Origin of the sequence: Oceanisphaera arctica (assembly GCF_002936955.1) — a bacterium.
GTDB classification, from domain to species: Bacteria; Pseudomonadota; Gammaproteobacteria; order Enterobacterales; family Aeromonadaceae; genus Oceanimonas; species Oceanimonas arctica.
Genome location: NZ_MPZM01000003.1, coordinates 1 through 25,368 on the forward strand (window position 1 = coordinate 1; position 25,368 = coordinate 25,368).

The 25,368-nt window shown below is 54.5% G+C and carries 24 protein-coding genes, 2 tRNA genes and 2 pseudogenes; 12 read left to right on the forward strand and 16 right to left on the reverse strand.

The genetic code is table 11. The features are described from left to right. Positions 1-10: 10 nt before the first annotated feature. Positions 11-87, reverse strand: a tRNA-Met gene (locus tag UN63_RS02085). Positions 88-131: 44 nt separating this feature from the next. After that, positions 132-208: transfer RNA gene (locus UN63_RS02090), tRNA-Met, on the reverse strand. 180 nt (positions 209-388) lie between these two features. Between UN63_RS02090 and rlmKL the strand changes: the two genes are divergently transcribed. From rlmKL to rmf, 4 genes are all read left to right on the forward strand, one after another. Beyond that, positions 389-2,491 carry a bifunctional 23S rRNA (guanine(2069)-N(7))-methyltransferase RlmK/23S rRNA (guanine(2445)-N(2))-methyltransferase RlmL gene (gene rlmKL, locus UN63_RS02095; protein ID WP_104485262.1) on the forward strand — a complete coding sequence of 701 codons (2,103 nt, stop codon included), beginning with the start codon at positions 389-391 and terminating at the stop codon, positions 2,489-2,491. Further along, the gene (locus UN63_RS02100) at positions 2,491-2,724 is read left to right on the forward strand and encodes a glutaredoxin family protein (protein ID WP_104485137.1); all 234 of its coding nucleotides are present in this window, start codon (positions 2,491-2,493) and stop codon (positions 2,722-2,724) included. Before rlmKL ends, UN63_RS02100 begins: the two co-directional genes overlap by 1 nt. Continuing rightward, positions 2,721-4,622, forward strand: coding sequence for an ATP-binding cassette ATPase Uup (gene uup / locus UN63_RS02105; RefSeq protein WP_104485138.1), 1,902 nt, complete (start codon positions 2,721-2,723; stop codon positions 4,620-4,622). Before UN63_RS02100 ends, uup begins: the two co-directional genes overlap by 4 nt. Before the next feature lie 590 nt (positions 4,623-5,212). After that, positions 5,213-5,389 (forward strand): ribosome modulation factor, encoded by a 177-nt coding sequence (rmf, locus tag UN63_RS02110; protein WP_071474110.1) that lies wholly within the window; start codon positions 5,213-5,215, stop codon positions 5,387-5,389. 109 nt (positions 5,390-5,498) lie between these two features. On the opposite strand, the gene fabA is transcribed toward rmf, so the two are convergent. The 3 genes from fabA to UN63_RS02125 all read right to left on the reverse strand — a co-directional run bounded on the left by fabA (position 5,499) and on the right by UN63_RS02125 (position 8,949). Next, entirely contained in the window at positions 5,499-6,029 is a 531-nt protein-coding gene (gene fabA, locus UN63_RS02115; protein WP_104485139.1) for a 3-hydroxyacyl-[acyl-carrier-protein] dehydratase FabA, read from the reverse strand. 90 nt (positions 6,030-6,119) lie between these two features. After that, positions 6,120-8,075 carry a Lon protease family protein gene (locus UN63_RS02120; protein WP_104485140.1) on the reverse strand — a complete coding sequence of 652 codons (1,956 nt, stop codon included), beginning with the start codon at positions 8,073-8,075 and terminating at the stop codon, positions 6,120-6,122. A gap of 142 nt (positions 8,076-8,217) precedes the next feature. After that, positions 8,218-8,949, reverse strand: coding sequence for a hypothetical protein (locus UN63_RS02125; RefSeq protein WP_104485141.1), 732 nt, complete (start codon positions 8,947-8,949; stop codon positions 8,218-8,220). A 199-nt stretch (positions 8,950-9,148) separates the two neighbouring features. Between UN63_RS02125 and UN63_RS02130 the strand changes: the two genes are divergently transcribed. Together UN63_RS02130 and UN63_RS02135 are read left to right on the forward strand one after the other, a co-directional pair. After that, the gene (locus UN63_RS02130; RefSeq protein WP_181068149.1) at positions 9,149-9,739 is read left to right on the forward strand and encodes a biliverdin-producing heme oxygenase; all 591 of its coding nucleotides are present in this window, start codon (positions 9,149-9,151) and stop codon (positions 9,737-9,739) included. Positions 9,740-9,773: 34 nt separating this feature from the next. Further along, complete coding sequence (locus UN63_RS02135) at positions 9,774-11,861, forward strand: sensor domain-containing diguanylate cyclase (protein WP_104485143.1); 2,088 nt, start codon at positions 9,774-9,776, stop codon at positions 11,859-11,861. 176 nt (positions 11,862-12,037) lie between these two features. On the opposite strand, the gene UN63_RS02140 is transcribed toward UN63_RS02135, so the two are convergent. The 6 genes and pseudogenes from UN63_RS02140 to UN63_RS02160 all read right to left on the reverse strand — a co-directional run bounded on the left by UN63_RS02140 (position 12,038) and on the right by UN63_RS02160 (position 16,322). Then, positions 12,038-12,985, reverse strand: coding sequence for a class I SAM-dependent methyltransferase (locus UN63_RS02140; RefSeq protein WP_104485144.1), 948 nt, complete (start codon positions 12,983-12,985; stop codon positions 12,038-12,040). 99 nt (positions 12,986-13,084) lie between these two features. After that, the gene (locus tag UN63_RS02145) at positions 13,085-13,780 is read right to left on the reverse strand and encodes a substrate-binding domain-containing protein (RefSeq protein WP_146084702.1); all 696 of its coding nucleotides are present in this window, start codon (positions 13,778-13,780) and stop codon (positions 13,085-13,087) included. A 205-nt stretch (positions 13,781-13,985) separates the two neighbouring features. Beyond that, positions 13,986-15,311 (reverse strand): DEAD/DEAH box helicase, encoded by a 1,326-nt coding sequence (locus UN63_RS02150; protein ID WP_104485263.1) that lies wholly within the window; start codon positions 15,309-15,311, stop codon positions 13,986-13,988. 233 nt (positions 15,312-15,544) lie between these two features. Continuing rightward, positions 15,545-15,790, reverse strand: a complete 246-nt coding sequence (locus UN63_RS02155; RefSeq protein WP_104485146.1) for a BCCT family transporter — start codon at positions 15,788-15,790, stop codon at positions 15,545-15,547. Further along, positions 15,790-15,921: pseudogene (locus UN63_RS17445) on the reverse strand (homocysteine S-methyltransferase family protein); the annotation flags it as partial. The gene UN63_RS02155 and the pseudogene UN63_RS17445, both read right to left, overlap by 1 nt. A gap of 95 nt (positions 15,922-16,016) precedes the next feature. Beyond that, positions 16,017-16,322, reverse strand: coding sequence for an MTH1187 family thiamine-binding protein (locus tag UN63_RS02160; RefSeq protein WP_104485147.1), 306 nt, complete (start codon positions 16,320-16,322; stop codon positions 16,017-16,019). A gap of 534 nt (positions 16,323-16,856) precedes the next feature. Here UN63_RS02160 and UN63_RS17370 point away from each other — a divergent pair. From UN63_RS17370 to UN63_RS02170, 3 genes and pseudogenes are all read left to right on the forward strand, one after another. Further along, positions 16,857-17,477, forward strand: a pseudogene (locus tag UN63_RS17370) (transporter substrate-binding domain-containing protein); the annotation flags it as partial. A gap of 84 nt (positions 17,478-17,561) precedes the next feature. After that, positions 17,562-18,179, forward strand: a complete 618-nt coding sequence (locus tag UN63_RS17375) for a GGDEF domain-containing protein (protein WP_268244980.1) — start codon at positions 17,562-17,564, stop codon at positions 18,177-18,179. Positions 18,180-18,461: 282 nt separating this feature from the next. Further along, positions 18,462-18,665, forward strand: a complete 204-nt coding sequence (locus UN63_RS02170; RefSeq protein WP_071474100.1) for a cold-shock protein — start codon at positions 18,462-18,464, stop codon at positions 18,663-18,665. Positions 18,666-19,043: 378 nt separating this feature from the next. Here the strand turns inward: UN63_RS02170 and UN63_RS02175 are convergent, their stop codons facing one another. The 5 genes from UN63_RS02175 to UN63_RS17450 form a co-directional block, all read right to left on the reverse strand. Then, positions 19,044-19,982: a hypothetical protein gene (locus UN63_RS02175; protein ID WP_104485149.1), complete on the reverse strand. Its 939-nt coding sequence runs from the start codon at positions 19,980-19,982 to the stop codon at positions 19,044-19,046. Between the two features lie 2 nt (positions 19,983-19,984). Continuing rightward, the gene (locus UN63_RS02180; protein WP_104485150.1) at positions 19,985-20,212 is read right to left on the reverse strand and encodes a hypothetical protein; all 228 of its coding nucleotides are present in this window, start codon (positions 20,210-20,212) and stop codon (positions 19,985-19,987) included. Positions 20,213-20,884: 672 nt separating this feature from the next. After that, the gene (locus tag UN63_RS02185; protein ID WP_104485151.1) at positions 20,885-22,156 is read right to left on the reverse strand and encodes an NADH:flavin oxidoreductase/NADH oxidase family protein; all 1,272 of its coding nucleotides are present in this window, start codon (positions 22,154-22,156) and stop codon (positions 20,885-20,887) included. Between the two features lie 79 nt (positions 22,157-22,235). Beyond that, on the reverse strand, positions 22,236-22,544 hold the full coding sequence (locus tag UN63_RS02190; protein WP_104485152.1) for an ArsR/SmtB family transcription factor: 309 nt from the start codon (positions 22,542-22,544) through the stop codon (positions 22,236-22,238). Between the two features lie 475 nt (positions 22,545-23,019). Beyond that, positions 23,020-23,322 (reverse strand): EamA family transporter, encoded by a 303-nt coding sequence (locus tag UN63_RS17450; protein ID WP_219821055.1) that lies wholly within the window; start codon positions 23,320-23,322, stop codon positions 23,020-23,022. Here UN63_RS17450 and UN63_RS02200 point away from each other — a divergent pair. The 3 genes from UN63_RS02200 (at position 23,244) to UN63_RS02210 (ending at position 24,905) form a co-directional block, all read left to right on the forward strand. Next, positions 23,244-23,621 (forward strand): hypothetical protein, encoded by a 378-nt coding sequence (locus UN63_RS02200; RefSeq protein ID WP_219821049.1) that lies wholly within the window; start codon positions 23,244-23,246, stop codon positions 23,619-23,621. The two genes, UN63_RS17450 and UN63_RS02200, sit on opposite strands and share 79 nt — an antisense overlap. Positions 23,622-23,649: 28 nt before the next feature. Then, positions 23,650-24,336, forward strand: a complete 687-nt coding sequence (locus UN63_RS02205) for a M48 family metallopeptidase (protein ID WP_229793448.1) — start codon at positions 23,650-23,652, stop codon at positions 24,334-24,336. 158 nt (positions 24,337-24,494) lie between these two features. After that, the gene (locus tag UN63_RS02210; protein ID WP_104485153.1) at positions 24,495-24,905 is read left to right on the forward strand and encodes a hypothetical protein; all 411 of its coding nucleotides are present in this window, start codon (positions 24,495-24,497) and stop codon (positions 24,903-24,905) included. Positions 24,906-25,368 lie beyond the last annotated feature (463 nt).

Genomic DNA, 25,368 nt, shown 5'->3' on the forward strand with positions numbered 1-25,368 from the left:
TTGCCCAAGTTGGTTGCGGGAGCCGGATTCGAACCGACGACCTTCGGGTTATGAGCCCGACGAGCTACCAGACTGCTCCATCCCGCGTCCTATACTTGCGCTTTATTCTACTACTGTACCACTTTCTGAGTTGGTTGCGGGAGCCGGATTCGAACCGACGACCTTCGGGTTATGAGCCCGACGAGCTACCAGACTGCTCCATCCCGCGTCCTCAGGCTGCGTATACTAGTGATCCACATCACTGAAAGCAAGGGCTCTGCCAGAACTTTGTTTCGTATGATGGATAATGCTGCAACCTGCCGATATTGCGTGCAACAGGCGGCAATTTTTACAAGCCGGCGGCGGTTTCAGGTATAATACGGCCCTCTTTTATTTGAAAAGCCTGACTATGCTGCCGTTTTTTGCTACCTGCCCCAAGGGCCTGGAATCCTTACTCACCGATGAACTGAAAAACCTGGGGGCCACCGAGCTTCAGGAAACCGTGGCCGGTGTGGCCTTCAAGGGAGAGCTGGCCACCGCTTATCGTGCCTGCATGTGGTCCCGGCTGGCCTCTCGCATCATGCTGCAATTGGCCGATTTTACCATGCGCGATGATATGGACCTTTATCTGGGCGCGGCCAATATCGAGTGGGAGCAGCATATTCAACCAGGGCAGACCTTCGCGGTAGACTTTTCCGGTGGCAATGAAGCGATTACCAATACCCAGTATGGCGCCCTGAAAATTAAGGATGCCATCGTCGACCGGCTGACCAAGCGCTGGGGCGAGCGGCCCAACGTGGACAAGCGCACTCCCGACATCCGCATTCTGGCGCACCTCAAGCGTAATAATCAGTTGAGCATTACCCTGGACTTGTCGGGTCCTGCTTTGCACCAACGGGGCTATCGCCAGCAGGCAGGTGAGGCACCTTTAAAGGAAAACCTCGCAGTCGCCATTTTGCTGCGCAGTGGCTGGGATATTACCAAGCCGTTGGTCGACCCCATGTGTGGTTCCGGTACCTTACTAATAGAAGCGGCCCTGATGGCCGCCGACCATGCGCCCGGTTTGTTGCGAGTCCGGTTCGGCTTTATGGCCTGGAGCGGCCACAACCGTGAACTGTGGCAGGAGATTACCGCCGAGGCCACGGTTCGTGCTACGCGTGGTATGAAACAGGCGAATACCGAACTTTATGGTTTTGACCAAGACAAACGGGTATTGGCTTTTGCCGAAGATAACGCGCAGGCAGCGGGGGTCGCTGCATTTATTCGCTTTAGGGCCGGGGGCGTGAATACCCTTGAAAACCCCGCCGCCGAGCCAGGCTGGGTGATTTCCAACCCGCCTTACGGCGAACGATTGAGTGAGTTTCCTTCTTTATTAGGCCTGCATCAGCAGCTGGGCGATAAACTGCGTGAGCAATTTAAAGGCTGGCATGTCAGCCTGATCTCAAGCTCCCCCGAGTTGCTCAGCTGCCTGCGCCTGCGCCACGAAAAAATCTACAAGCTGTTCAACGGCGCCCTGGCTTGTGACCTGCGCAACTATCTTATTGCCGAAGACGCGAAAACCGCGCGCCCGCTGGCGGCAGACTTTGCCAACCGGTTGGCAAAGAACATCAAGGCGCTGGAAAAATGGGCCCGTAACGAGCAGGTTGACTGCTATCGGCTCTATGATGCGGACTTGCCGGAATACAACGCCGCCATCGACCGTTATCAGGACTATATCGTCATCCAGGAATACGCGGCGCCGAAAACCATTCCCGAATTCAAGGCCCGTGGTCGTTTCTACGATCTGGTGCAAGCCACCCAGGCGGTGACGGGTGTTGAAGGCCGCAAGGTTATTTTAAAAGTGCGTTCGCGCCAGCAGGGCAAGGAGCAGTACGAAAAGCTGGACCGCCGCGATCAGTGGATGGAAGTGCAGGAGCACAACGCCCGCCTGCTGGTCAACCTGCACGACTACCTCGACACCGGCCTGTTTCTGGATCACAGACCCATCCGCAAGCAGCTGGGCGAACTGGCCAAGGGCAAGGATTTTCTCAATCTGTTTGCCTATACCGGCAGTGCCACCGTGCATGCCGGCTTGGGTGGTGCCAAAACCACCACCACGGTTGATATGTCGAAAACCTATTTAGGCTGGGCCGAACGTAACATGGAGCTCAATGGTTTAACCGGTCGCCGCCACCAGTTTATTCAGGCAGATTGCCTGAACTGGCTGAGTAAACCCGGTGACGATTATGACCTTATCTTCGTCGATCCGCCGACCTTCTCCAACTCCAAGCGCATGGAAGATGCCTTCGATGTGCAGGAAGATCATATCGAACTGCTGCGTCTGCTGAGCAAGCGACTGCGCCCGGATGGCCTGCTGATTTTTTCCAACAACAAGCGTCATTTCAAGATGGACATGGCCGGGCTGGAAGAACTGGGCCTGGAGGCTCGCGACATTACCAAGTCCAGCTTGCCGAAAGACTTTGCCCGTAACCCGCACATCCATAACTGCTGGGAAATTCGCCGGAGTCAATGATGAGCCTGACGCTGTTTTCTACCGATGGTTGCCATCTGTGCGAACAGGCCTGGGCGCTGCTGGAGCAGTGCGGCCTGAATAGCGACACAGAGCAACAAGATATTATCAACAACGAGCAATGGCTGGCCGCTTATGCGGTACGCATTCCGGTTTTGCGCCGCCAAGACGGCGCTGAGCTGGACTGGCCCTTTAGCGCAGCCGATATTATTGCCTTTAACCGAGTGACATCATGAGTTTGTTAACCCTGCAAAATGCCCAGTTGGCGTTTGGTGACGCCCCGTTATTGGACGGGCTGGAATTCAATATTCAGGCCGGAGAGCGGGTCTGTATCGTAGGCCGTAACGGTGCCGGTAAATCGACCCTGATGAAGGTCATTGCCGGCGAACTGCAGCTGGACGACGGTCGTCGCCAGCTGCAACAGAACATCAATATCGCCCGACTCGAGCAGGATCCCCCCAAGGTCTCCGACGATCAGACCGTGTTTGACTATGTGGCCGGTGGTCTGGCCGAGATGGGTGCCTTGCTGGCCAAGTATCATCATCAATTAGAAAAAGTAGGTCACGACTGTTCAGAAAAAGCGCTGAACGAATTGATGCGCCTGCAAGAGCAGGTCGAAGTGGCCAACGGTTGGCACTTTGATACCCGTATCAATCAGAGTCTGACCTTGTTGGAGCTGAATGGTGACACTCGGCTGAACGACTTGTCGGGCGGCTGGTTGCGCAAGGTGGCCCTGGCCCGTGCGCTGACCAATGATCCGGACATTCTGCTGCTGGATGAGCCGACTAACCACCTGGATATCGAGGCCATCGCCTGGCTTGAAACCTTTCTGGTGGACTTCAGAGGCGCCATCGTCTTCGTCAGCCACGATCGTGCCTTTATTCGCAAGATGGCCACTCGCATCGTGGACCTGGATCGCGGCAAGCTGTCCAGCTGGCCCGGCAACTACGACGATTACCTGGTCAGTAAAGAAGAAGCGCTGCGGGTTGAAGCGGAACAGAATGCATTGTTCGACAAGCGCCTGGCACAGGAAGAAGCCTGGATCCGCCAGGGCGTCAAGGCGCGCCGCACCCGTAACGAAGGCCGGGTGCGCGCCCTCAAGGCGTTACGCAACGAGCGCAGTCAGCGTCGTGAAAGCGTCGGTAAGGTCAGCGTGACCCTGGATGATGTACGCCGTTCCGGCAAAATTGTGTTTGAGGCGGAAAACCTTAATTTTGCCTACGAAGACAAACTTTTGCTAAACAACTTCTCTACCTTGATCCAGCGTGGCGACAAAATTGCGCTGGTGGGGCCAAACGGTTGCGGAAAGAGTACGCTTATCAAGCTATTGCTGGGTAAGCTTGAAGCCGACTCGGGTACTTTAAAGTGCGGCACCAAGTTGGAAGTGGCCTATTTCGATCAGTATCGGGAACAGCTGGATCCAGAGCGCACCGTGATGGACAACCTGGCCGAAGGCAAGCAGGAAGTGGAAGTGAATGGTCGCAGCCGCCATGTGCTGGGTTATTTGCAGGATTTTCTGTTCGAGCCCAAGCGTGCCCGTACTCCGGTGAAAGCCCTGTCGGGCGGTGAGAAAAACCGACTGCTGCTGGCTCGCCTGTTCCTCAAGCCCAGCAACTTGCTGGTGCTCGATGAACCGACCAATGACCTGGACGTAGAAACCCTGGAGCTGCTCGAAGAGCTGCTCGCCGATTATAAAGGTACCCTGCTGCTGGTCAGCCACGACCGGGACTTTATCGACAACACCGCTACCCATTGCTGGTTGTTTGAAGGCGAGGGTAAGGTCAGCGAGTTTGTCGGTGGCTATCAGGACATGCAGCATCAATTGTCTTATCAGGCCGAAGTGGCAGTAGCGAAAGAAAAATCCGACAAGCCGGCGGCCAAGGCTGACAACAAGCCCAAGCCTGGTAAGAAGCTGTCGTACAAACTGCAGCAAGAGCTGAGCGGTTTGCCACTGAAACTGGAACAGCTGGAGCAGCAGATAGCGTCATTGCAGCAAGCGGTCAATGCCCCGGATTTTTTCAGCAAGCCAGAAGAGCAGACGCAGTCGACCTTGCAGCAACTGGCCGATGCCGAAGCCGAGCTGGAAGTCGCCTTCGCCCGTTGGGAAGAACTGGAAGCAATGTCCGCCGGTTAAGCCGCTGACGTCACTCTTCTTTACTTTCAAGATGCCCGCCGATGCGGGCATCTTGCTATCTAATTTTTGTACCTGGTTGCTCTGCAAAGGTCGGACAAAGGGCCCGCTCAGCCGACTCGCCGCGGGACGTGCCACTCACCGCTTTAGCCTACTGCGAACCTTCACTGGATGTTCGGTCAGACTAAAAGCTGCCCCCTCTAGGCTCCGCCGAGCCATCTGACCGCCGATGGATGGCGGGAATGCCGCAATGGCAGGAGCATTTTTCGGCCTTGGCGCGGAGGGTCGGCTGAGCAGATCCCTTTGTCCTCCTTGATGTATCAGAGTTGCCTGTAAGCACCGTCTTCGGATAACTCTGTGCTTGAAAAGAGGCAACACAGCCGTGCGACATGGTCGGAGTGAAGCAACTCACATTTCACAGCTTTGGTTTTCTCGGCGTTCATTAAAATGTCATAGATATCAGTCGTTAATCTCGGAAACTCGTTTTTGATTAAAAATTAATCTTGATCTGAAGCCGCAATTCTATTATTGATAAGGGGCGGCGGCGGTAACGCTGCCGTGCACTTTTTGTTGATTATACGAGGGTTATACCTATGAAGAGACAAAAACGTGACCGCTTGGAAAGAGCGCGTACTCGCGGTTACCAGGCTGGCGTCAGTGGTCGAGCAAAAGAGCAATGCCCCTATAATGATTTTGATGCCAAAGGACATTGGCTGGGGGGTTGGCGAGATGCCATGGAAGACAAGGGCTCGGGCCTCTTCATAAAATAAATCAGTTACCGCTTCAACAAAAAAGGCCCCGACATGTCGGGGCCTTGATATTTTATCGGTACTTATTTGCTTGGTACCTTGGCTCAGAGAGCCATCGAGCAGAAGCCGATCAGAAGTTGGAAGTATCGGTAAAGAGACCGACTTTCAGATCTTTCGCTTCGTAAATCACGCGGCCGTCAACTTCCACGGTACCATCGGCGATGCCCATAACAAGCTTGCGCCAGATAACCCGCTTGAGGGTGATTTTATAGGTCACTTTCTTGGCGGTCGGCAGGATCTGACCGGTGAACTTCACTTCACCTACGCCCAGAGCACGACCCTTGCCGGGGCCACCTTTCCAGCCCAGGAAGAAGCCGACCAGCTGCCACATGGCATCCAGACCCAGACAGCCGGGCATTACCGGGTCGCCGGGGAAGTGGCAACCGAAGAACCACAGATCCGGATTGATATCCAGCTCGGCGATGATCTCGCCCTTGCCGTGTTCGCCGCCATCATCGTTGATGCGCATGATGCGATCCATCATCAGCATGTTGGGGGCCGGCAACTGGCTGTTGCCCGGGCCGAATAATTCACCCTGGCTACAGGCCAGCAATTCTTCTCTGGTAAAGGAATGTTTACCCAGTTCTTTTTGTGAAGACATTTCACTATTCCGTTTTGTTCAGGCCAAAGCCTGGATTGCAAATTGGCGCCACTTTAGCGAACAGTTGTTCGCCAGACAAGTCCGATCACTTCAGCGTCGGAACAGGCGCCGTAAAAAGCCGCTTTCCACGGTATGACCGTTAAGCTCATCGAGGCGGTCACGAATGCGGCCGAACAGCGTATCCGGCTGCTCGACATCGCCGGCCACACTGCCGGTGAGCAGCTCGATGGCTTGCTCGACATGGGCGACCGGATAAATATGAAACTGACCTGCTTCGATGGCGGCACTGACTTCATCCGACAGATTGAGCTGCAGCCGGTTGCTGGCCGGCAGCAAGACACCCTGCTGGCCGGTAAGCCCCTGAATTTTGCACAGCCGGAAGAAGCCTTCTATTTTCTCGTTTACGCCGCCCACCGGTTGCACATGACCAAACTGATCCACGGCGCCGGTTACCGCAAAGTGCTGATAAATCGGCTCCTTGGCCAAGGCCGAGAGCAGGGCGCAGAGGCCGGTCAGGGAGGCACTGTCACCGTCTATCTCGTGGTAAGACTGCTCGAACACCAGGTTGGCGGACAGCGGTGAAGGGTGCTCGGCCCCGAACAGGTTGGACAGGTAGCCATGAATGATCATCATCGCCTTGGCATGAATATGACCGGCAAGATCGGCCTTGCGCTCTATATCTACCACGTCGCCATCGCCCAGGTGCACGGTGGCGGTGAGTCGTACAGGCTCGCCAAAATCGTAAGGGTGGCCGGTGATCTGAATGACCGACAGACCATTGATTTGGCCCACTTCCTTGCCGCTGGTCTGCAGCAGATACTGGCCGTCACGCACGCCCAGATCCGATTGCTCCACCAGAAAGCTCAATCGGTGATCTTGCTCTTGCTGGGCCAGCACCACATGGGCTTCGGTAATCAGTTCGCTCTGCTCGCGCCGGGCGATGACGTCCGACAATTGCATCATGGCCACCAGCTGGGATTCGACAAGCGATAATCGGTGTTGGTGCTCGGTCAGCCGGCATCCATAGCGGCACAGGCGCAGTATGGCGCTACCATCCATGTCCAGCAGCTGGTGCTTCTGGCGCAGATGGGACAGAAAACCGAGGTAAGAGGGCAAGTCTTCGCGCACATCCCATTCGGGAATGATATCGGCCCGCAGGAACGCCAGGGTATCCAGCTCCCGGTCGAGCAGATAGAGCTCGGCCACCGACAGCCGATCGCCGACCAGAATCAGGTGAATATCCAGTGGTGGTGGCTCGGGCTGGAAGTAAAACGACGCCATTTCCGCCGCGCGGCTCCACTCTATCTGGCGGGCTGCGAGGGCATGTTTCAGTCTAAACCAGAGGTTGGGCTGATCGAGCAGCTCTTCAATCGGAACTATGAGATAGCCGCCGTTGGCCTGATGAACCAGGCCCGGTTCCAGCAGATGATGGTGACTGAACACCGAGCCCTGCTCGGTCTGAAAGTGTATGGCGCCAAACAGCTGTTCGGGGGTGAACTGGCGGGCATAAACGATGGGAATGGTGTCGTCGTGCCGGTGCACCATCAGATTGATCAGCACCGGGTGACTGAAGCCCTTGCCGGCGGCCACATGCTGAGACAGCAATGACAGATAGTCGGCAATTTTTTCGTCGTTACCCTGTTTTTTCAGGATCCGCTGCACTATGTGTTCGGCTTCCAGGTGACGGGACGACAGTTCCAGCAGCTGGCCGACCAGCTCGCAGAATTCGAGGCCGGTGCCGGCTTTCAACCGCAACCAGATGGGTTTTTGTGAGTGATTCAGGTTTTCGGCGTAACAGAGGTCGAACAAGTCCGCATGCTTGGCGTGCTTTCTGACCAGATCCTGCACCAGCTCTTCATAATCAGTGCCCGGAAAACCGTTGAGTAACAGCACCGGATTGACCGCGTTCAATTCCGACAGGGTGGCGAAGGCGGAATCTACCCGGGCCTGCAGCGCGCTGAACGACAGCGAGGGCACATCGTTCAGGGTGGAGAGTTCGGGTAGTGTAAAAACAGGGTTCAGTTCGACATGACTCAGTGGCTGCACTCAAAAACTCATCAATATTGGTAAATTGCCGTCAGTATACTGCAGCCAAGCCCGGGGTCGACAGTGCTATGGCGAATATGCGGTAAAAAGCGCGTTTTAATCCCCGGTTTTGCCTGTAATTGCATGTAATTTAATCATTTGCTCAGCGTGATGAACTACGCCGGTATTGCGCCAGCTGTACCACGTTATTGCGAACGGGCTGATCCGGATAAGGGCAGGGGAAGTCACCGACCCGCGTGTCGGGATAGGTCACTGCCGCCAGGCCGGCGCCAAAGCGAAACAGGGCGTCGTCCAGCAAGCGAACCACAGGCCGAAACGCCTTGGCTCGTTGACCACCGACGGTTTTGTATCGTTGGTTGATGTGCATGCCCAGGCCATAGCAGTGATTGTCATCCAGGTAATCCATGCCCTCGTGTGTCAGGGTCTGTTGCACCCATTGACCCGCATCGGCGACATGGCCGTTGATGCTGAGATCGTTGTTGTTGAACCAGCGGGTGTGACAATCCTGGGTCGCAAAACAATCTGCCATCAATGGCAGCTCATCGTCATTGATGGCGCCGCTGTCCAGCGCCAGCTGCAAGGCCTCGTTGCCCCAGCGCTCCAGCAGCACTTTTTCCAGCTCGGACTGGGTCGGCGGCATGGTAAAGGGCAGCAGAATGGCATAGCGGCTATATGCCTCTACCGCGATGACCGTATGGTAGCGAAGGCCGCTCCTGCGGCCGTGTTCCTGCAGATGGCATTGCCAGGCTATCTGGGCAAAACCGGTGGTTAGCGGTTGGGTGCCGAGGCGTTTGCCATCGGGGCTGGGTAGTTTGGGCAGCGTGACGCCCAGCCATTTGGTCAAGGCATGAGTGGCCGAAATAATGATGTCCATGGTGTCTCTTGTTACCGGATATTGGCCCGATCATAACCGATGGCGCAGATGATTTGCGAGGGAGTAACCACTTTTATGCCAACATGTAAGGTCTAACATGATTCTTTTATGGATTGCGTTAACTCGTTCTTTTCCCGGATAATAGCCGCTCATATCATTCGCATTGACGATGCGCGTTAATGGTTTTCCAAGAGGTATCATGAAAGTGACCAGTGCACTGGCCGCCTGTCTCAGGCAGGCCACACGCGATGCACACCGTCGACTGGACAGCCATAGCGTGTTACGCCCACTGATTAGTCCGAGGCTGTCGTATGAAGAATACACAATGGCTCTGCTGGCGCTCTATCCCGCCCAATGCCGGCTGGAAGAAGCCGTAGCGCGAGGGCTGCATACCCAGCTCCTGGACTACCCTCTGCGACCACGCGCGCCTGCGCTGGCGGACGATCTGGTATCCATGAGTCAGTCGTTACCGGTTATCGTCGAGACAGTGACTCTGGAGGTCTGTCGCCCCGGCCAGCTGATCGGGTTGCTGTATGTGCTGGAAGGGGCCAGGCTCGGTAGCCGGATCATCGCACACAATGTTCACCGCACCCTGGGTAAGCAGGTGCCGAGCCGTTATTTCACGGTGGCGCAGGATGATGACAGCTGGAGTGCCTTCTGGCAGTTTGCCGAACGGCATTGCCCCGAGCAGGAACAGATGGCGGCAGTGTCGGCTGCCAGTGCCGCTTTTCAACTGTTCCTGTCAGGTCTCGATGAATGTCAGACGACGGCTCCTCTCGGTTGCGCCTGATGCTGAATATGTCCCTTAATCGGAAGAGTATGCCGTGCCCCCCAAGATAACCCCTGAACTGACTGCGTTACAGGCGCAGTGCAACCGTGAAGCGGTACATGCCCCCGGCGCCATTCAGCCTGCCGGCTGCCTGCTGAGCCTGGATCATGAATTAGCGGTGATTGTGCAGGTCAGTGCCAATATCGAACAGATATTGGGGGTGACTGTGTCGCAAGCCCTGGATACATCACCCTCCCGACTACTCGGCGCCAGGCTGATTAAGCGCCTGCGTCAGGAACTGCAGGAAAGGGAGCGACTGCCCGGCACCCTGACCATTAGCCGACGGATTGACGGCTGTCGCTGTCGTTTCCGGATTATCGCCTATCGCCACCGCCAGCGGGTACTGATAGAGCTGGAGCGGGTAGGCGGCATGAAAGAGCAGCGTTTGCTGCCGGCGGTGAATGAATGGCTGACCCGTATCGCCGGTGCCGAAACTGACGGCAGTCTGCTGCAGTCGTTGGTAGAGGCAGTGCGCTCCCTGACCGGTCATGACAGGGTCATGGTGTATCGGTTTGATGCCGAGTGGCACGGTACCGTGGTCGCCGAAAGCCGCAGTGAACAGGCGTCCGGCTATCTGGGCCATTCGTTTCCGGCCAGCGATATACCGCCACAGGTTCGCGGCCTTTATCTGGTCAACCCGGTGCGCAGCATTCCCGATGCCACCGTATCGGCGGTGCCGCTGGTGCCGGCGGTGGATTCCGAACAGCCAGAGCCGCTGGACTTGTCTGTCGGTATTCTGCGGGCGGTGTCGCCCATGCACCTGCGCTACCTGCACAATATGGGCGTAAAGTCGGCGCTGTCGGTTGCCATCCGGGGTGACAGCGATCTCTGGGGGCTGCTCGCCTGTCATGGCCTGACGCCGACCCCCCTGTCGCCACTGGTGCGTGAGGCTGTCTATACCCTTGTACAGGTTACTACCCAGCGACTGTTCCTGCTCAAGTCCCGAGATGAAACGGTGTACCTGCGGCGGGTTCAGGATTGTCGTGAGCTGTTGGGCGAGGGCGAGGCGCAGATGGGGTTTCAGGAGCCACTGGAACTGTTGGAACGCCGCAGCAAAGAATGGCTGGATCTGTTCAACGCCTGCGGGGTTGCGCTGATCCATAACGGACAGGTATGCAGCACGGGTCAGGTGCCACCGAAAGACGAGCTGTCGAGAGTGGGAGCCTGGCTGAACACGCATCATCAGGGGAGCGGGGTATGGTGTAGTCAGCATCTGGCCTCCACCCCGCTGGCCGAAGAATGCGGGCTGGCGGAGTGTTGCGGGCTGTTGGCGATTCCGCTACCCGTCGATGTGACACAACGGGACTGGTTGTTGCTGTTTCGTGCCGAGCGGCTGAAAAGCTATCGCTGGGCCGGCCGCCTGGATGCCTTGTCTCATATCGAGGATGGCCAGCGGACTTTATCACCGAATCGATCATTCGAGACCTGGTTAGAGGAGGTGCGGGAGCAGAGCGAACCCTGGTTACCTCGGGAACAACGGGCGGCACTGGATATCGGGGAAGATGTGACGGTGGCGATTCTGGTCAAGGCCATCAGTGATCTCAATGGTCGTCTGACCCAGGTTAACCGTCGTCTGGAAGGGATCGCCACCACGGATGCGCTGACCCAGGTCTGGAATCGTTATCGTATCGAACAGGCGATTGATCGCGACATCAATATGGCGATGCGTCTTGGCCAACCATCGGCGTTGCTGTTACTGGATGTGGACTTTTTCAAACGTATCAACGATAGGTATGGACACGAGGCCGGCGACGCCGTGCTGGTCACCCTGGCCGAGGTCATTACCACGACGCTGAGAGATAGTGACTATCTGGGACGCTGGGGTGGAGAAGAGTTTGTGATCCTGGCATCCAATTGCAATCTGGAAAACGGAAAAGTCCTGGCCGAACGGGTCAGGAAAGCGGTAGCTGCCACCGACTTTGGATCTGTGGGTCAGGTGACCATCAGCATGGGGATCAGCCAATGGCGGCCCGGGGACAACCGAAAGAGTCTGGTGGATCGGGCCGACACGGCGATGTATGCCGCCAAGCAGGCCGGGCGAAACCGGGTCATGACCGAAGATGGCCAGGGGAGCATCCCGTAGTTGCCGCTTGAGCTGGCAGGCCTTGCAGCGCAAGGCAATACAAACCACGCCGGGTGATTGAGCCTGGCGTTCTATCTGTGTATACCCGGCCAGTCTGCTGACTGGCGCCGACGGGATGTTCAATTCCAGGCCTGACCCTTTAATATCAGGCCCTTCAACATCAGCGTCTGAACACGTTATTGACCAAACACCAATGCCTTGAGTCCGGCTTCCGGATCTATATCTTCAAACTCGGGCGGGTTGTCCAGCCGTTCGGTAAAGTGCAATGCTGGCGCTTGCTCAGCCATGCTGTCGATCAGAAACCGGCTGGGAACATCGGGGTCGTTGACACAGGCCAGTACCTGGCCGTTTTCGGTTAGTAGTTCGGGCAGGCGGCGCAGGATCTTGTGATAGTCCTGGGTCAGGGCAAAGCTGCCTTTCTGGAATGAAGGCGGATCTATGATGATCAGATCATAAGGCCCCAGCTTGCGCACCTTGCCCCAGGACTTGAACAGCTCATGACCGAGAAAGGTCACCTTGCCCAGATCGTGATGGTTCAGCCGGTGATTGTCTCGACCCCGGCTCAGCGCCGCCCTTGCCATGTCCAGATTGACCACTTGCTCGGCGCCCCCTTCGATTGCCGCCACCGAAAAGCCACAGGTATAGGCAAACAGGTTCAGCACCCGCTTGCCCTGCGCCTGTTGCCGTACCCAGTTGCGCCCGAGGCGCATATCGAGAAACAGCCCGTGATTCTGGTTACGACCCAGTTCCAGTTGATAGTGCAGGCCCTGCTCCCGAACTTGAGGGCGAGGCTCAAGCGTTCCCCATAATACGTCTACCGGCGCGCCTTCCCGGCTACGGTGTTGCAGCAACAGGGCGCTGGCGCCACTCTGTTGCCAGAAATCTTGCTCGGTCAGCGCCTGCAGCAGGGCGTTCAGCCCGGTTATAAACTCCGGCGTCGGCTCCTTGAACAGGGACACCAGCAACTGACCATCCAGCCAGTCGGCGGTGATTTGCTCCAGCCCCGGCCAGCGGCGGCCACGGCCATGAAACAGCCGTCGGATTTCTTCGGGGTGGTCATTCCGGCTCTGTTCAAAGGCAGCACACAGTTGGCGATAAAAGACGGGCAGGGCAGTGGTATCCATGAGATTCTCGGGCTGGCGAAACAGGGGCGCTATTCTAGCGGCCGGCTTTTGATTAGGCCACCGCTGCCGTACTGGCGCTTTCGGTTGAGGTAAATCTGCTTATGCCAGGGCGCAGCAGGTGCTGGCGCCAACGGGCAGGCTGGCGCTCCAGGGCGCGGGAATGGGCTGATAGGTCTGGCTGTTGGTGCCGATCACCGCCGCGATATTGATTGAGGCACCCGCCTGCTGGATAGCGCTGCTCAATGCCTCGCGCATCCAGGTCGCGCCGATGGGGTTGTGTTGATGCATCACAAAGGGCGGGGTGGGCGCCTCCGTGCTTCTGCCGATGATGGTGGTGCCGCGGCTATCCAGCAAGGGCCAGCTGTGGGCATCGATCGCCGCCAGATCCGCCGCGCCACGGCGCAGATAATCCAGGCTGTTGGCATGGGCACCACTGATCAGCACCTCGTCACAGTCAATATTGCTGGCGGCTGCCCATTCAAACAGGGCGGCACAGCCGGAGCGGGAGCTGGCGGAATTGATCACGAAGCGGGTCATGCCTGCTGACTGACGGCCTTTGAACCGGCGGCTTTCGGGCTCACGACCGCTGGCGCTGACTATATAGCTGAAATACTGGCCCGGAGTACAGTCGAGATCGCCGAATACCGGGCGGGCAATCGGCACCAGCCCCTGCGCCTGAGGGGTGAACAGATCCGGCCCGCAGCACTGGCTAAGCAGCAAATTCGGATTGGCCCACTGTTGTTCCAGCGGGGTGTGGCGATCCAGGCTATTCGGCAATTTAGTATCCAACAGCAAGGAAACATCTCTGTCTTGCAGCTGGAGTTTTAATACCGACCAAAAATGGTCCAACTGTAGCTGTCGCTTGGGTAAATCATACCAGGGTAAACTGGCCATCAAGGGCACGCTGATTTCTCCTTTAAGTGACAATAGGGCCTGCCCGCCAAGCCTGTCGCTGTGAGCATTCACCTTTACTGTTTCGTTTAGTCCCTAACTGACTTGTTTAGTCCCTAACTGATTTGTTACGGCGTTTGTTGGCGTTGCGCCGGTTGGCTTGTTTATCTCGCGGCGGGCGTTTGCTGCGCGCTTCACTGGCGGGTTGATCCGTCACAGGGAAGCCGGCCAGTGGCAGCAAAGGCAAGGCTTCACCGGTTAGCTCACGAATAGCGGCTAGTGCGCTGGCTTCGCCATGGCACACTAACGAAACAGCCGCGCCCGTTAAGCCGGCCCGAGCGGTACGACCCACGCGGTGCACATAAACCGGCGCACTGGGCGGTAAGTCGAGGTTAACCACTACCGGCAGGGCAGTTACATCAATGCCGCGCGCCAGTAAATCGGTGGCGACGAGCACGTTAATATCGCCATGTTTAAAGGCCAGCAATGCTTGCTCGCGCTCGGCTTGATCTTTCTCACCATGCAAGGCTAGCGCCTGAATACCGGCTTTATTCAGTTTTTTGGCCACCGCATCGGCACTGTCGCGAGCATTAATAAACACCAACACTTGCTGGCGCGTTAATTGCCCTTTAAGCAGCGCAATCAAAGCCTGTGCCTTGCTGCCTTTATTCACCAGGTAACAGGTTTGGCTAACACCCTCGACCACGCTGTTTTGGCTACCGACGGCAAAGCGATGGGCATTAGGTACTAACTGCGTTAGCTGCTCTGCTAACTCGGCGGGCAAGGTGGCAGAAAACAACAGCTGTTGCTGTAGGGCGGGCATGGCGGCCATCAGCTTTTGTATATCCGGCCAAAAGCCCATTTCCAGCAAGCGGTCTGCCTCATCTAACACCAAATGTTGTACGGCCTTCAATGAGATCAACTTTTGTCTGAGCAAGTCTAACAACCGGCCCGGCGTGGCAATCACAATTTGTGCTGGCTGCCGATTAAAATCAGCCACTTGTAGCTCCAGGTCCACGCCGCCACACAAGGTCGTCAACGTCAGCGACACGCTCTGTGCCAAGGGGGTAAGCACTTCACTGATTTGTGCGGCCAGCTCTCGGGTGGGCACTATGACCACGGCGCGCATATGCGCACGGCTGTAAGGCGCCGTCGTAAGAGTGCTCTCATTACCCATCGCCGGCGGCTGCACTGTGAGTTGCTGTAAGAGTCCCAAACCAAACGCCAAGGTCTTGCCACTGCCGGTCGGTGCTAGCGCCAACACATCCTGGCCACCCATGATTGAGGGCAGCGTTTGTTGTTGTACAGGGGTGGGCACTTGAAACTGGGCTGGCAGGGCGGACAGCAAGCTGGGGTGAAGATTAAACGCACTAAAAGTTAAAGATTCAGGCATGGAAATACACTCATCAACAATACGTGTATTAACCACACGCATGAATAACATCTACCGGCAACCAGGCCGCCAATAGGCAAAAAAAGTAAGACGCGCAGTGTAACAGCGCTACTCATCAAGTAAACCATATCGTCAAATCGACATCTCGCAGTATAAATAACTGTTTCGGTTAATGCGGTCTCGGGATATTTTGATACATCGCAGCATAAAACACTGAGTCGGTATGAATTTGACGGTCAGAGAGGCCAATTCGGCATTGACCTCCCTGCATGACATCAGATAAAGGCGGGGTTAGACAGTTGCGGATAGTCCCGTTTGACCCAGTTAAAAAAGGATTTCATCAGAATGGCGTAGATAAAGATCATCGGAAAACCGGCCACCCCGCACAGAGCCTTGATGGTATCTATGCTGCCGCCGGTAAAGAACACTGCCATGGCGATGCCGCCAATGCCCAGACACCAGATCATCTTCACCTTGTTGTCCGGATTGCCCTCTAGGGTCCGCTGGTGGGTAGTCATCATTAAGATTCGACACAGGTACCTTCCTTGAGTGTGGTCAGTTCCCGGAGATGAGAAGGGGTAATGCCGCAACAATCGCCGACGATGCTGGCGCAGGCCCGGATCCATGACTGGGCGAAATTACGGTAGGCCTGAAGCGTTAAATCTTCCTATAACCGAGGCAGAGAGCCCCGGTTATATCTCATTACGGCGACAACTATGGCGAATGGCGACAACAGGGCTCGCTGGTTCAGGTGGCGTTCAGCTTGTCCTGCACGCTGGTGACCTTGTCAGCCATGGTCTGCTCTCTGTCTATCCGGGTGCCGACCTTCATGTGGCTGGTAATACGCACGGCTCCGGCCGCATGCAGATCGTCGTGGCAGCGCTTGACCGCCGCCATCACCTCTTCCCACTCGCCTTCCACGTTGGTGCCGTAGCCATGCATGCTGTGGGTGAGGCCGGCCTCTTCAAAAATTTTCTGGCACATGGCCACATAAGGCGAAACCGACGTGCCCACGCCGCCGGGCGACACCATGATATCCATTAGTACATACATCAGCATTTTCCTAGGTTATGGGGAGATTGCGGCCATATTCGGCGCAATGGCGGCGAGAGCACAAGGGCCAGTCTGGCTGTTTGTGCCGGCCAGCCGAGACGTTAGGTAAAAAGACCGGGAACGCAGGCCTCATGCTCGGCGGCTAGGGAGTCTTGTTGTGATTGGGAACAGCATGACGGGCTGGCGCATAACTGCGGCACCACTTGTTGACACCTTGATTATGCCTACATGCTCAATCAACAAGCATTCTATCTTTATATTTATTGCAAATTGCAATGAAAAATAACTGTATCCGATTGAGTATGCAAATTACACTTGGGTCGGTTAAGAAAGAAAACAATAAAGCGCGAAGATAACGGATTGGGAGCTATGCTAGTGGTAAAATCCAGAACCACCCGGATCTCTCCGGTTATTTACAGGCTACTGAGTATCCTTTCTCGCAGCCAGCAACAGATGATACTGGTGTTTATCCTGTCTCTCAGCTCCATAGCAACGTAGGCCGCCGATCGCCCTGTATTTGTTTACGGGTTTGATCAGCAGTTACTTCCGTTTGAAGCAAACGATGCCTCCAATCAGGCCATGGGGTTCAATATCGAGCTCATCCGTGAGATAGGCGAAGTGATGGGGTTCGAGGTGGAATTCCGGGCCATGCCCTGGAAGGAAGTACTAAGCCGGTTCAATACCGGAGGTGTCGATATGGTGACCATGATATCGTCACCGGAGCGGCGACTATTGTACGATTTCGCCGAATCTGATCATATCTCACCGATCGCCATTATCGTGCGAGATGGTGATAGCGACGTCTATTCTCTTGATGATTTACACAACAAGGAAGTCATCACCATAGAGGATGATTTTTCACATCGTTATTTACTCAATCTGTACCCGGAGCTGGTGACGGTAACGGTGGCCGATACCCCAGCTGGATTAAAACTGTTGGCGGCCGGGCAGCACGATGCCATGGTCAGCTTTAAAAGCATAGCGCTGTATCAGATCCAGCAACATAAACTGACGAACCTGGTCCTCGCCGGCACTATCCCACCCTTCTATACATACGGCTTTGCGGTCGCCAAAGGTAACCGGGAGTTGCTGGCGCAGATCAATCAGGGGATGACCATACTGCAGCGAAACGGCACTTACCAGCAGTTACATCATAAATGGCTGGAAGGCGGGCGAAAGGCCGAGCAGCAAAAACAGGCATTACTCGGTTTTTTTGCTCTTACCCTGCTCATCATCCTGATGCTGTGCCTGGTACTCTGGAAATGGAAGACAGAAGACATCCGCGAACAACTTGAGCGAGCCCACCACGATACACTGACCGGTTTGCCCAGTCGTATCCTGCTGATGGACCGGCTGGAGCATGCACTAAGTCACGCAAGACGAACTAAAGCCCAAATGGCGGTGCTGTTTATTGACCTGGATGGATTTAAACCGGTCAATGATACCCTGGGGCATGCTGCTGGAGACCTCTTGCTGCAAATGGTGGCCAAACGGCTGTTATATTGTGTGCGTGAGGAAGATTCGGTGGCACGCCTGGGCGGCGACGAGTTCGTGATCATATTGGAGCACCTTGATCATGTCGGTGATACCGACATGATTGCCGATCGCATACTGGATACCTTGCAACAGCCCTTTACCATTGGCGAGCAGCAGGTATGCATCAGTGGCAGCCTGGGGATCAGTCTGTACCCCAACAATGGCACCGATGCCGACACCCTGTTACGATACGCGGATGAAGCCATGTATCAGGCCAAACAACATCCGGATCGCCGCTTTACATCCAACATACTGCATCTTGTGAATGATGCGGCCATCAAGCCTGAAGCACAGAATACATCGCGCTCCGATACCCGATGATGCTCAGCCAGAGAACCGGTCGCAACCGGTCCGAACGCAATAGGCATGGTAGTAGAAGGGGGCGGTATTTTTTTGTTGTATAAATAACAAAAAAAATATTCACGATAATGTTTGACGCCATCCCTTTGCTTCCGTAGAGTGCGCTCCAGCATAGAGTTTCAAGTTAGCGCGGCCTTTGTATATTGTTTGTTCCTTACGGCACTACAGTCACCAAACTTCCCTTCTTTGATATTTGTTGCATTTTCCGAGCATAAGCTCTCACTAAAATAAAGGTAAGAAAAAATGGCTAACGGTACCGTTAAGTGGTTCAACGAAGCAAAAGGTTTTGGTTTTATTACTCCTGCTGATGGCGGCAAAGATTTGTTCGCGCATTTCTCTGAAATCGTAGGCGGTGGTTTTAAAACTCTGGCAGAAGGCCAGGCAGTATCCTACACCGCTACTGAAGGTGCCAAGGGTCCTCAGGCTTCACAGATTCAGGCTCTGTAATTACCCTCCGGTAATTCAAGACCTAAAAAACCCGCTTCGGCGGGTTTTTTTGTGCCTGTAGCAAAATACTGTGAACGGGCTGCAGATGGACGGCATCAACAGGCATAATGTTATGCCAACATGAAAAAGATTGTCACAAATCCCCCAGCATCAGAATCTCGGTTTTAATGGGCCAACAAAACAATAGGCACGTCCTTGTTGCCAACCAGAAGCTTCGGCGGCCGGTATATTCCATCGCCGATATTGAAAAGTGCTGGCGCTGGCAGCCATTGCCGGGCGAGGAGACTGCGCACGGAGAGCCCGTTCGGCGCTGTATCCCGGAGAGGAAAAAACAAAAGGTCTCAGAAGGGACCTTTTATTAGCGCTTAAGATGAGCGCTTATTTACAACCGCGGTGCACGATCGCCTCTTTCAGATTCTCAATTATCTCCGAGAGCGGGGTACGGATGCTGATGGTTTCTCCAGGAATCTTCATCGTCGCCTGGTTACCATCGTAATGCGCGACGGTGGCGATAAGATTACCGTTATTGGTTACCAAACAGGATGTTTTACTGACGTCATCCTCCTGGATCTCAACGCCGTCTATCGCGTAGAAGGCCATAATCAACCTTTCTTCTAAAGAGGAGAAATCCGAGGGAGGGGTAGAGGATTCGACTCCTTTTATCTTTTCCTTCAGGAGCGCGACAGCGGCTTCGATGGTATCAGTACGCTCGACTCCCTCGCCCAACTGTATGACTACCATACCGTTAGCTGCGCGCTCACCCACGACACCTAGCTGAAGACCTTTGTAAAGCACAGTACAGGACTTGCGCACCGAATCACTATCGTAGACCACAACCCCATCGATACCAGCTAACGACCGGTCCAGGATTTTTGCTACCTCGGTTCTATCGGTATCCGGGGTATCTTCCGGCAGGACGGAGTCTATTTTAGCGACGGCGTAACCCAACACCGCCTCAATGGTAACCTGCTCCATTTCATCCTCATACTCCAACTCACGCTTACCATAAAGAGCGAGGCCCTTCAGGTAGCGCAAGGCTTCTTCCGAGAGGAGGTGCAGAGAGTCAACCACGTAAGAGAACAAGGGACGGCGAACACCCATGCTCTCCTTCCCCAGCTCGTAGTAGCCCATGGTTGCATTGGGTTCGGTGTGGAGTGACTCCAGTATTCCCAGCACTGTCATCTTGACGATGGCCTTAGGGGGAGGAGAAGTCTTGCTAGCGCTAGTACTCAGGAACACAGCGTAGAGTGCCGCTTCGGTATAAGGGAGGTCGGTAGGGAGGGTAGATTTACTGACTTCGGGGATATCGTTAGACATTTTCACTCCGTCCTTTCAAGCTTCTGGTTAATTTTAAACACGATGTCGTCGACCGTCTCACAGTCGACAGTGGGTGTGGCGGGAATTTCTATCTCATCCAGACCTTCGACGCTAATGTTGAAAGTATCATCGATATTACTAGCTGCTGCCAGTGAACCCAAGGGCAGGGGATTGATAAAAATCAGATATTTGTTCTTGGCAGGGTTGGTACCTTGCTGCCAGATGGCCACAGCTTGGAGCGATCGTTCGCATAGCCACTGGTCAGTCCGATAATGCGGAAACTACTGCGTTATGGTAAATAGGGTCTTCTCGTTTATCACGTCAGGTCCCGAAGGGATTGGGGCGAGCTGCTGATTGCTAATAAAAAGAGAAACAAACATCAGCCAGCTACATGATCATGGCCTTGGGCGGTTATGATCATCTGGCGCCATAACCGCCAAGATGGGCTCGTTTGTCTGGCCAAAGGCTGGTTAATCATCGGAGCCACAGTGAATGAATGTATGGCTGAATAAGAACCGGATGATGTTGTCAGCCTATCGGACAACTATCCTGACACAGCGGGTCGGCTAGCCTTAATTTGTTGCCATAGACGAATAAGTGGAGGCAGTAATGGCGAAAGGTAGCGGAAGTAGTTCCAAAGGCGGTGGTGGTGGCAAAGGTGGTGGGGGTGGTCGTGGACCATCCAGTCACCCTGGCCCCGGAGGGAATTGGCCTAGTACAACAGGAGTCGTTTCAGGCGGCGGTCGTGGTAATGCCCCACCAAAAGGCAAGTAAACGTCAAGGGCAGGCATGAGCCTGCCCTTATTTTATGAGTTTGATCGAGGGGGAAGTCAGCAAATGGTTCCCAGTGTCATTGGCCAAATCAAAGGCAGAGGTGGCCGGGATGATTTCGATAACACGGTTTATGGTGAGTCTGGACGTGAGGAGGACTCTTTCGATCCATTGCTGAGGGTCGGAGAGAAGGTGTTACGCCAGGCATCGCAGCGCGCCGCATCGCGCTCTTCATAGAGCCTCATGGCGGACTCCAGGCACAAAGTGAATTCATCTTCGTTGTCTTCTGCCAGCGCCGTCAGTCGCATCGAATACCAAGCAGTCACACCACCTGAAGGAGATATCTCGAATTTAGGAAACACCGGGTCACCACCAGCGACACTCAACCAATCACGAGTAAGGTACGGATTTAGAGCCATTGCCCGAGCCACACCCACCATGTCGACAGCGCCGCTCTCGACAGCCTTTACTGCTTGTTGACGCGTCTTGAAGCCGCCAGTTGCCATAACTGGAATGGCGGTCACCTTTTTCACTCGGCGTGCAAAATCAAGGAAGTAGGGCCCGTTACCAGAGGCACCATCCGAGCTTGCCACGGCGCCAGGGAAATAGGTGCCACCGCTGATGTCGATCAGATCAATAGATGTTTTATCGAGGATGCGGACCACTTCCATCGCCTCGCTTTCCGTCAATCCACCTTCCAGCTTATCGGTTGAATTGATCTTGATAGCAATCGGGAACGAAGTACCAACGGCCTGCCGAACCGCTTCTATCACCTCGCCAACGATACGGAATCTCGCATCGATTGATCCGCCATACCCATCGGTTCGGCGATTGAACAACGGGGATAAAAACTGGCTTAGAAGAAATCCGTGCCCGGCATGAATTTGCACTCCACCAAATCCCGCATCTTTGGCGATGGACGCGGCCCTTGCGTAGATACCCGGCAGCTCCTCAATGTCTTCGATGGTCATACCCGCGCATTGCAGTCCTTCAATATCCAGCGAGGATGGGCCCTTTGGTCGGCTGATAGGCAAATGGGAAAGCGCGCCGGCGTGCCCGAGTTGCGGCCAAAGGTGTGCACCCTTAGTCGCCCCCCGGCGCGCCAAAGAGCGCAACGCCTTTTGATTTGTATCCGGTCCCAACACCAGATTTCCTGGCTTTTCGGGATAACGCGGATCACCTTGCACCTCGCCAATCAACGACAATGCTACGCCACCTTCCGCCCAGCGTTCATAGAGTCGAGCCTGCATTTCGGTAGCATTGCCTTTGCCATCACCAAGGGAGTCCGACATTGCCGATTTTGTCAGTCGATTTTTGAGGATCACACCACAGGGAAGCTCAAGCGGGCGGCCCAATACACTTTCCGGGTTTGAAAAATCATACTTGGTCGTAGGTTGCGTCATTGAGCTTCTCCATCTCAGTATTTCGATACTTCGTTTTTGTGTGCAACATGCCGTTCGTGCCGCGGTGGTATGCCCACGATTACGGCTTCAACAATTCTTTCTCAACCTCATTGATAAACGCTTGGATGTTGTCTTCATTACGCCGATAAAACGTCCACTGTCCATGGCGCTCAGCAACCACCAACCCAGCCTGTTTCAATACACTCATGTAGTTTGAGATTGTTGATTGCGACAACCCAGCCTTCTCTTGAATGTACGCAACACAGACGCCGTCCAAGTCGGCATGCTCTGGCAGCGAAGCCGGGAAGTTCGACCTGTCTTTCAACCAGTCAAGAATTCGACGCCGCATAGGGTTGTTGAGGGCAGAAATTACGCTTTCAATACTCATAAATCAAGATATCTCGATATTTAGGTTTAAGTCAATGGCAGAGTTTACTACTATTTACACTCGATTTTAAGATGGATAGTGGCACACAGCACAAGTGAAGTCTGATTTTAACATCATCTAGCAGGGTCTCTCTGAGGCCCTTCAGGCGGCGGTCGTGGTAATGCCCCATCAAAAGGCAAGTAACAGTCAAGGGCAGGCATGAGGCTGCCCTTATTTTATGGTTTTGATAGAAGGGGAGTTCAGCAAACGGTTCCGGCCCGGTTATCTGCTATCACCTCATCAATCATCTTTCTCGAACCTTCTACTTTCCTTACGGCAAAGCGGTCGCTCAAATGAGTTCGACAGCTCCACATAAGTCATGCAGGGGCAGTAGATTTTATTAGCGGCCATGGTTGTGTAGTTGTTCCATGGCTTCGGCAGGCTGCCGCGCTGCTTGCCTGCCTGGTCGTTCAGTGGAAATTCTGTGCAGTGCCAGTTAGGCTTTAGCAGTCACCCTGCGCCCCCACAGTCGCCCATCGATGGCGGATAAGCCCAGAGCAATCAGCGCCATTCCCACAAAATGGACAGCTTCCAATGTCTCGTTGAGGAGCAGTGAACCGAGCAATATCGCCGAGACAGGAACCAGCAATGTGACCAGTAGCAGGTTGGTTGTTCCTGCCGACTCCAATATTTTGAAATAGAGAACATAAGCGACAGCCGTTGATAGAACGGCAAGCCCAGCGATTGCTGGACGAGCTGATTGAGCAACGTCGGCAACAGGCGTTGTCTTATCAGGAATATTTGGAGCAGATCCGCGCCCTGGCCAGCAAGGTGACCCAACCTGAACAAGGTGGTGCCAGTTATCCCGCCACCATGGATACCCAAGCCAAACGGGCCTTGTACGATAACCTGGGACAGGATGAAGTACTGGTGACCAAAATCGATACTGCCATCCGTTATACCAAGAAGGCCGACTGGATCGGAGATCTCTTCAAGGAGCGGGAAATTGCCAATGCGGTTCGGGAAGAAACCAGCGGCTATGATCTGGACATTAAGCAGGTGATGGAGCTGGCCAAGGCCCAGAAGGACTATCACTGATGCCGGTAATGCAGATTGGCAGCCTTCCGTGCAACTGAATCGAAAGGCCATCAAGCACCTGCATATCAGCGTGTTGCCACCCGATGGCCGGGTTCGGGTATCTGCCCCCGAAAAAATGACCGACACCGCCATTCGCATGGCGGTGATCTCCCGGCTGCCCTGGATTAAAAAACAACAGCAGGGCTTTGCCGAGCAACCGCGCCAGACGGAGCGGGAGCTGGTAGGTGGCGAGTCTCACTATCTGTGGGGTAGGCGCTATCGTCTGGAGCTGACAGAGCGTACCGGCCGCCATGAAATTACCAGACAGGGAAACAGTAAGCTGCTCCTGTTGGTCAATCCGGGTACCAGCCGGGACAACAAGGCCCGGGTGCTGGATGATTTCTACCGCCATGAGATGAAACAAAGCATCACCGAGCTGCTGGTGTACTGGCAGCCATTGTTGGGAGTGGAGGCTGCTGGCTGGGGCGTAAAGAAGATGAAAACCAAGTGGGGCAGCTGCAATATTCAGAGCAGACACATCTGGCTCAATCTGGAGTTGGCTAAAAAGCCCCCCGAATGCCTGGAGTACATACTGGTTCACGAGCTGGTCCACCTGCTGGAGCGCCACCACAACGATCGCTTTCGCCAGTACATGGATCGTTATCTTCCCGACTGGCAGGAGCGGCGAACGCTGCTGAACAGCGGGCCTTTATCCTATGAAGGGTGGGAGTATTAAGGCTGATCAGGGCAGGGTGGTTGTCTTGTTGCTTCTTGATCTATGACAAGGGGAACTCGGCTCACTCGACTAAACTGTTGATACCGATTGCTACAGCCTTTCCTGGAAGGATTCCTCGGTTATTCCCGTATCAGCAAAAAAGGTCTAAGGAGATCACAATGAAGACATTAGCCAAGGTAATAATGATCACAGCTGTCATGTCTGGCCCGGTCTTTGCCGAAAGTCACCACCCACACGGGACGGAAAATAAAGGTGGCGGTATGATGGGCATGATGAATCATGAACAGATGCAGACTATGCACCAGCATATGGAAGAAATGCAGGCATTGATGGCCAATATCAAACAGGAAAGTGATCCCGAAAAACGCATGGCACTGATGCAAACTCATATGAAAGATATGCAGGAAGGGATGCAGATGATGGGTGGCCAGGGGGGAATGCGTTCAGGAAGTCAAAGCATGTCATCAATGGGGATGGAAGAGCGCATGGGCATGATGGAGCAGCGCATGAACATGATGCAAATGATGATGGGGCAAATGATGGAGCATGATGTTGAAGAGCATAAATAACTGCCATCCCATACCCCGCATATGGCGCGGGGTAGTTAGTATCTAAATTTCTCATGCCAGTGCGACATCCAATCTTGCCTTGGTCTGCTACCTGGGATCTACAGAAAAGGAGAAATATTATGTATGAAAACATGCATGGTATGGAAATGTGGTCTATGGGACCACTCATGATGTTGGTAATGGCAGCCGTGGTGGTTGTGCCTTTTTGGTTTATCTTTTCTAAAGCGGGCCATTCGAAGTGGCTAAGCCTACTTATGGTGGTTCCACTCGTAAACGTAATTCTTTTGTATTTTCTTGCGTTTAGTAAATGGCCGAACCTTGGGAATCGGAATATGTAAGAAGACCTTCCTTATGACATAGCTATGTTTTTTTCCGCCATAAAAGTGATCATGCACCGAGCCTGATAAGTCCAAGGGCAGGGAGACTTTCTCTTGGAAGCGTAGGTATCCAGCAAGTCGTGATG

Excerpts from the sequence above, each read along its gene's own strand:
- UN63_RS02170 (WP_071474100.1), top strand. The coding sequence starts at position 18,462 with ATGGCTAACGGTACCGTTAAGTGGTTCAACGAAGCAAAAGGTTTTGGT.
- UN63_RS02185 (WP_104485151.1), bottom strand. The coding sequence starts at position 22,156 with ATGACGCAACCTACGACCAAGTATGATTTTTCAAACCCGGAAAGTGTA.
- rlmKL (WP_104485262.1), top strand. The coding sequence starts at position 389 with ATGCTGCCGTTTTTTGCTACCTGCCCCAAGGGCCTGGAATCCTTACTC.
- UN63_RS02155 (WP_104485146.1), bottom strand. The coding sequence starts at position 15,790 with ATGATGACTACCCACCAGCGGACCCTAGAGGGCAATCCGGACAACAAG.
- UN63_RS02130 (WP_181068149.1), top strand. The coding sequence starts at position 9,149 with ATGAAAGTGACCAGTGCACTGGCCGCCTGTCTCAGGCAGGCCACACGC.
- UN63_RS02175 (WP_104485149.1), bottom strand. The coding sequence starts at position 19,982 with ATGTCTAACGATATCCCCGAAGTCAGTAAATCTACCCTCCCTACCGAC.
- UN63_RS02160 (WP_104485147.1), bottom strand. The coding sequence starts at position 16,322 with ATGTATGTACTAATGGATATCATGGTGTCGCCCGGCGGCGTGGGCACG.
- UN63_RS02150 (WP_104485263.1), bottom strand. The coding sequence starts at position 15,311 with ATGCGTGTGGTTAATACACGTATTGTTGATGAGTGTATTTCCATGCCT.
- UN63_RS02100 (WP_104485137.1), top strand. The coding sequence starts at position 2,491 with ATGAGCCTGACGCTGTTTTCTACCGATGGTTGCCATCTGTGCGAACAG.
- UN63_RS02210 (WP_104485153.1), top strand. The coding sequence starts at position 24,495 with ATGAAGACATTAGCCAAGGTAATAATGATCACAGCTGTCATGTCTGGC.
- fabA (WP_104485139.1), bottom strand. The coding sequence starts at position 6,029 with ATGTCTTCACAAAAAGAACTGGGTAAACATTCCTTTACCAGAGAAGAA.
- uup (WP_104485138.1), top strand. The coding sequence starts at position 2,721 with ATGAGTTTGTTAACCCTGCAAAATGCCCAGTTGGCGTTTGGTGACGCC.
- UN63_RS02125 (WP_104485141.1), bottom strand. The coding sequence starts at position 8,949 with ATGGACATCATTATTTCGGCCACTCATGCCTTGACCAAATGGCTGGGC.
- UN63_RS02140 (WP_104485144.1), bottom strand. The coding sequence starts at position 12,985 with ATGGATACCACTGCCCTGCCCGTCTTTTATCGCCAACTGTGTGCTGCC.
- rmf (WP_071474110.1), top strand. The coding sequence starts at position 5,213 with ATGAAGAGACAAAAACGTGACCGCTTGGAAAGAGCGCGTACTCGCGGT.
- UN63_RS17375 (WP_268244980.1), top strand. The coding sequence starts at position 17,562 with ATGCTGTGCCTGGTACTCTGGAAATGGAAGACAGAAGACATCCGCGAA.
- UN63_RS02190 (WP_104485152.1), bottom strand. The coding sequence starts at position 22,544 with ATGAGTATTGAAAGCGTAATTTCTGCCCTCAACAACCCTATGCGGCGT.